The organism is Micromonospora sp. RV43 (genome assembly GCF_001029515.1).
Classification (GTDB): Bacteria; Actinomycetota; Actinomycetes; order Mycobacteriales; family Micromonosporaceae; genus Micromonospora; species Micromonospora aurantiaca.
Genome location: NZ_LEKG01000284.1, coordinates 1 through 5,709, shown reverse-complemented (window position 1 = coordinate 5,709; position 5,709 = coordinate 1). Strand labels below are relative to the sequence as shown.

Genomic DNA, 5,709 nt, shown 5'->3' with positions numbered 1-5,709 from the left:
GGGAGTAGGCCGCCGCCTGGGGGTGGGACTCCACGACCCTGGTGATTCTTGCGGTCACGCGGGCGACCTGGTCGGTGGCGGCGCCTACGAAGGCGTTGCGGTCGGCCACCAGCGTGTCGATCTCGGCCCGGGTCAGGCCCAGCCGGCCGTCGGCGGCCAGGCGGTCGAACAGGTCGTTCTCGGCCGCGCCCTTCTCCCGCATCGCCAGCGCCACGGCGACGGCGTGCTCCTTGATCACCTCGTGCGCGACCTCCCGGCCCACACCCCGGCGCACGGCCGCCACCAGGATCTTCGTGGTGGCGAGGAACGGCAGGAAGCGCTCCAGCTCCCGGTTGATCACCGCCGGGTACGGGCCGAACTCGTCCAGCACGGTGAGGAACGCCTGGAACAGCCCGTCGGCGGCGAAGAACGCATCGGGCAGCGCTACCCGGCGCACCACCGAGCAGGAGACGTCACCCTCGTTCCACTGGTCGCCGGCCAGCTCGCCGACCATCGACAGGTAGCCCCGGATGATCACCGCGAAGCCGTTCACCCGCTCCGACGAGCGCGTGTTCATCTTGTGCGGCATCGCGCTGGAGCCGACCTGGCCCGGCTTGAAGCCCTCGGTGACCAGCTCCTGGCCCACCATGAGCCGGATCGTGGTGGCGAGCGACGACGGCGCGGCGGCCACCTGGGCCAGCGCGGAGAGCACGTCGAAGTCCAGCGAGCGCGGGTAGACCTGGCCGACGCTGTCCAGCACCCGGCGGAAGCCCAGGTGCCCGGCCACCCGCTGCTCCAGCTCGGCCACCTTGGCGGCGTCGCCGTCGAACAGGTCGAGCTGGTCGGCGGCGGTGCCCACCGGCCCCTTGATCCCGCGCAGCGGGTAGCGGCCGATCAGATCCTCCAGCCGCTCGTACGCGATGAGCAGCTCCTCAGCCGCCGACGCGAAGCGCTTGCCGAGCGTGGTGGCCTGCGCGGCGACGTTGTGCGACCGGCCGGTCATCACCAGGGCCGAGTACTCCCCCGCGTGCCAGCCCAGCCGGGCCAGCGTGGCGACCACCCGGTCCCGGATCAGCTCCAGCGAGGCCCGGATCTGGAGCTGCTCGACGTTCTCGGTGAGGTCGCGGGAGGTCATCCCCTTGTGCACGTGCTCGTGCCCGGCGAGCGCGCTGAACTCCTCGATCCGGGCCTTCACGTCGTGCCGGGTGACCCGCTCCCGCGCCGCGATCGAGGCCAGGTCGACCTGGTCGACCACGCGCTCGTACGCCTCGACCACCCCGTCCGGCACCGGCACGCCGAGATCACGCTGGGCCTTGAGCACCGCCAGCCAGAGCCGGCGCTCCATCCGGACCTTCTCCTCCGGTGACCAGAGGGCGACCAGTTCGGGCGAGGCGTACCGGTTGGCGAGCACGTTCGGGATCGTCGTCACGTACCTCAGTCTTTCATGAGGCCCGGGCCGGTCCCGGCGACGCCGGTACCCGGTCCGGCCTGTGGGCGGGCCGGACCGGGACACACCGTCAGCCCAGCCGGATCTCCGGGTCCAGCGCGACCGCTGCCATCTCCTCGACTGTCATCAGGTGCCGGTCGGTGGACGAGACCGTCTGCACCGACACGAACGCGCCGTCGGCCCGCTTGACGGTCACGGTACGCAGGACCGTGCGCTTGGTCACCGGCCCCGCCACGTTCCTGCCCTCCGCGTCGTGCGCCACCACCAGCTCGCCCCCGGGGCCGGTGAAGGACCGGCACGTGACCTCGCCGGGGCGGCACCGGTCCGGGCCCGACGTGTGGCCGGGGCGTACCCGGCCCACGTTGATGTTCAGGTACGACCGGACCTCGCCCCGAGCGGCGACACCCACAGCCAACCAGCCGGTCGCGGACTCCCACTGCAACCGCTGCACCGACCACGGCGGCTCGTCGGTGACCGGGCCGTCCCAGGTCTCGCGGTCCCCGGTCGACGCGCCCTGCACCCACCGCAGGTCCGGTGCCTCCCGGTGGAACGCGGCGAGCATCGCCGCGCGCAGGCGCTCCGGCTCGGTCCGTGCGGCGGCGGACGCGGCCGAGTGGGCGGGCGCCGGACCACCGGACGCTCCCGGCTGCACGACCACGCCGACGCCGAGCGCCAGTGCCAGCACCGCGGTCGCCGAGGCGTACGCCCCCACCGTTCGCCGCCGACGCCGGCCCTCCCGCGCCACCAGGGCGTCCACGTCCACCGTCGTCGGCGGCGCATCGCCGATCGCCTCGTCGAAGATCTGCCGGTACGTCATCTCTGCCTCCCGCTCTCCGCTGCCGAATGGTGCGAGGCGAGCAGCCGCAGCGTCTCCAGCGCACGGGCGGCCTGACTCTTCACGGTTCCGGTGCTGACGCCCAGGATCTGCGCGGTCTCCTCGACCGACAGGTCGCAGTAGAAGCGGAGCACCACCACCGCCCGTCGGCGCGGCGCGAGCCGGCCCAGCAGCTCCAGCAGCATCTCCCGCTCACCGACCGACGGCTCCCCGGCTGCCAGGTCGGCCCGGTCCGGCACCTCGTCGGTGCTGCGCTCCCGCCGCCACGGCCGGCGCCGCTCGTCCAGCCACGCGTTGGTGAGCATCCCCCGGACGTACGCGTCGAGGTTGTCCGCGCCGAGCGCCCGCCGCCAGTTGCGGTAGAGCTTGCTCAACGTGATCGACACCAGGTCGTCCGCCGTGTGCCAGTCCCGGCAGAGCAGGTACGCCGTCCGGCGCAGCGGCTCCAGCCGGGCGGTCACGTAGTCGCGGAACTCCTCGTCGCGCCCGGTCACGAAGTGCCACCCCTCGCTCGCCTCATGCCCAGGGGACGGAACGAGCCGGCACGCGGGTTGCCCGCCCGGCGCAGAACCGGGCGGGCGTCCTCGTCAGCGCTCCAGGATCGCTGTCACGCCCTGCCCGCCGGCCGCGCAGATGGAGATCAGGCCGCGCCCGCTCCCCTTCTGATCCAGCAGCTTGGCCAGCGTCGCGACGATCCGGCCACCGGTGGCGGCGAACGGGTGTCCGGCCGCCAGCGACGAGCCGTTGACGTTGAGCTTGTCCCGGTCGATCGAGCCGAGCGGGGCGTCCAGGCCGAGGCGCTCCTTGCAGAACTCCGGCGACTCCCAGGCGGCGAGGGTGGCCAGCACCTGGGAGGCGAACGCCTCGTGGATCTCGTAGAAGTCGAAGTCCTGGAGGCTCAGCCCGGCCCGGGCCAGCATCCGGGGCACCGCGTACGCGGGGGCCATCAGCAGGCCCTCGTCGCCGTGCACGAAGTCGACGGCGGCGGCCTCCGACCAGGAGAACCAGGCCAGCACCGGCAGGTTGTGCGCCTTGGCCCACTCCTCGGAGGCGAGCAGCACAGTCGACGCGCCGTCGGTGAGCGGCGAGGAGTTGCCGGCGGTCATGGTGGCCCGCTCGGCGTCCGCGCCGGAGGCGCCGAAGACCGGCTTGAGCGAGCCGAGCTTCTCCAGGCTGGTGTCCGGGCGCAGGTTCTGGTCGCGGGTCAGCCCGAGGTAGGGGGTCATCAGGTCGTCGAAGAACCCCTTGTCGTACGCGGCCGCGAGCCGCTGGTGCGAGCGCAGCGCGAGTTCGTCCTGCGCGGCCCGGTCGACGTTCCAGCGCAGCGCGGTGCGGGCCGCGTGCTCACCCATCGACAGCCCGGTACGCGGCTCGGCGTTGCGCGGGATCTCCGGCTTGAACGGCTGGTGCGGGCGCAGCTTCGCCGCGATCTTGAGCCGTTCGCCGAGCGTACGGGCCGAGTTGAGCTGGATCAGGGTGCGCCGCATGTCCTCGTTGACGGCGAGCGGCGCGTCCGAGGTGGTGTCGACGCCGCCGGCGATGCCGACCTCGATCTGCCCGAGGGCGATCTTGTTGGCGACCAGGATGGCCGCTTCCAGCCCGGTTCCGCAGGCCTGCTGGATGTCGTACGCGGGGGTGTGCGGGTCGAGCCGGGAGCCGAGCACCACCTCACGGGTGAGGTTGAAGTCGCGGGAGTGCTTGAGCACCGCGCCGGCCACCATCTCGCCGACCCGCTCGCCGGCCAGCCCGAACCGGGCGATCAGCCCGTCGAGCGCCGCACCGAGCATGTCCGCGTTCGACGCGTGCGCGTAGCGCGAGTTGGACCGGGCGAAGGGGATGCGGTTGCCCCCGATGACCGCGACCCGCCGGACACTCTGCACGATCGGCCTCCCTCGAAACTGTTGCCCGAACCCTACTCGCCAGTAGGCTACGCCTATGACCGACAGGTACGCGAGCTTCGTCCAGACGGGGGCCGGTCGCGCGCTGGTCAAGCGCCTCGGGCTGCCCGACCCGCCCCGACTGCGCCGGCACACGCCGGGCGACCCGCTCGTTCCCGGGCCGGTCCTGCTCGGCTCCTCGGCCGGCGGCCGGATCGCCGAGCCGGCCGGCAAGATCCTGACCGCCGCCGGGGTCGAGCTGGCCGACCCGGTCGCCGCCCACGACGCCGACCGCCGCTTCGCGGCCCTGGTGTACGACGCCAGCGGCATCACCGACTCCGCCGGGCTGCGCCAGCTCTACGACTTCTTCCACCCGCAGGCCCGCTCGCTGCTGCCCAGCGGCCGGGTGATCGTGCTGGGCACCCCGCCGGCCGAGTGCGGCTCCCCTCGGGAGGCTACCGCCCAGCGCGCACTGGAGGGCCTGACCCGCAGCATCGGCAAGGAGTTCGGCCGGGGCGTGACCGCCCAGCTCGTCTACGTGACACGCGAGGGTGACGCCGGCACCCCGGTGAGCCTGGAGTCCACGCTCCGGTTCCTGCTCTCCGGCCGGTCCGCGTACGTCTCGGGCCAGGTCGTCCGCGTCGGCACCGGCACCGCCGTGGCGCCGGCCGACTGGGACCGGCCGCTTTCCGGGCAGGTGGTGCTGGTGACCGGCGCGGCCCGGGGCATCGGCGCGGCGCTGGCGAAGGTGCTGGCCCGCGACGGCGCCCAGGTGGTGGCGCTGGACATCCCGGCGGCCGGGGACGAGCTGGCCGCTGTCGCGAACGACATCGGCGGCAGCGCGGTGCAGCTCGACCTGACCGCGCCTGATGCGCCGACGCGGCTGGCGGAGCATCTGGCGTCCCGGCACGGCCGGGTCGACGTGGTGGTGCACAACGCGGGCATCACCCGTGACAAGACGCTGGGCCGGATGGACGCCGACCGGTGGGACTCGGTGATCGACGTGAACCTGTCCAGCCAGGAGCGGATCAACGACGTACTGCTGGAACGCGACCTGATCCCGGCCGGCGGCCGGATCGTGTCGGTCTCGTCGATCGCCGGGATCGCCGGCAACCGGGGGCAGACCAACTACGCGACGAGCAAGGCCGGCGTGATCGGCCTGGTCGACTCGCTCTCCCCGGTGCTGCGCGGGCGCGGGATCAGCCTGAACGCCGTGGCGCCGGGCTTCATCGAGACCCGGCTGACCGCGCGCATCCCGCTGACGATCCGCGAGGCGGGACGCCGGATGAACAGCATGGCCCAGGGCGGCCTGCCGGTGGACGTGGCCGAGACGATCGGCTGGCTCTCCTGGCCGGCGACCGGCGCGGTGAGCGGCAACGTGGTCCGGGTCTGCGGCCAGAGCCTGCTGGGGGCGTGATGGCACCCCGTGACCACGAGGACGACGACCTGACCCTGCACGACCTGATCGAGGGCCCCACCCGGGACCTGACCGCAGCCCGAGCCGCCGCCGATCCGGGCGAGGTCGCCGGAGTCGGCGAGCGCGGCCGCTCGTCGCGGCCCTTGCGATAAGA

Annotated in this window: 6 protein-coding genes; 2 read left to right on the top strand and 4 right to left on the bottom strand. The window is 73.2% G+C overall.

Translation table 11 applies throughout. The annotated features are described in order from the left end of the window. The 4 genes from purB to ABD52_RS35925 form a co-directional block, all read right to left on the bottom strand. A partial coding sequence (gene purB / locus ABD52_RS35940; protein ID WP_047894677.1) for an adenylosuccinate lyase occupies nucleotides 1–1,408 on the bottom strand: 1,408 nt, incomplete at its 3' end. Between the two features lie 88 nt (nucleotides 1,409–1,496). Continuing rightward, the gene (locus ABD52_RS35935) at nucleotides 1,497–2,243 is read right to left on the bottom strand and encodes a hypothetical protein (protein WP_047894676.1); all 747 of its coding nucleotides are present in this window, start codon (nucleotides 2,241–2,243) and stop codon (nucleotides 1,497–1,499) included. Continuing rightward, nucleotides 2,240–2,755, bottom strand: a complete 516-nt coding sequence (locus tag ABD52_RS35930; protein ID WP_013283415.1) for a SigE family RNA polymerase sigma factor — start codon at nucleotides 2,753–2,755, stop codon at nucleotides 2,240–2,242. Before ABD52_RS35930 ends, ABD52_RS35935 begins: the two co-directional genes overlap by 4 nt. Nucleotides 2,756–2,848: 93 nt before the next feature. Next, nucleotides 2,849–4,141 carry an acetyl-CoA C-acetyltransferase gene (locus ABD52_RS35925; protein WP_047894675.1) on the bottom strand — a complete coding sequence of 431 codons (1,293 nt, stop codon included), beginning with the start codon at nucleotides 4,139–4,141 and terminating at the stop codon, nucleotides 2,849–2,851. A 55-nt stretch (nucleotides 4,142–4,196) separates the two neighbouring features. Between ABD52_RS35925 and ABD52_RS35920 the strand changes: the two genes are divergently transcribed. Both ABD52_RS35920 and ABD52_RS40420 read left to right on the top strand, forming a co-directional pair. Further along, the gene (locus ABD52_RS35920) at nucleotides 4,197–5,555 is read left to right on the top strand and encodes a 3-oxoacyl-ACP reductase (RefSeq protein WP_047894674.1); all 1,359 of its coding nucleotides are present in this window, start codon (nucleotides 4,197–4,199) and stop codon (nucleotides 5,553–5,555) included. After that, a complete protein-coding gene (locus tag ABD52_RS40420; protein WP_200905290.1) occupies nucleotides 5,552–5,707 on the top strand; it encodes a hypothetical protein in 156 nt (51 codons plus the stop codon). The genes ABD52_RS35920 and ABD52_RS40420 overlap by 4 nt, the downstream gene beginning before the upstream one ends. The last annotated feature ends 2 nt before the right edge of the window (nucleotides 5,708–5,709 follow it).

Bases quoted from the DNA above. Each gene is read 5' to 3' on its own strand.
- ABD52_RS35935 (WP_047894676.1), bottom strand. From the start codon at position 2,243: ATGACGTACCGGCAGATCTTCGACGAGGCGATCGGCGATGCGCCGCCG.
- ABD52_RS35920 (WP_047894674.1), top strand. From the start codon at position 4,197: ATGACCGACAGGTACGCGAGCTTCGTCCAGACGGGGGCCGGTCGCGCG.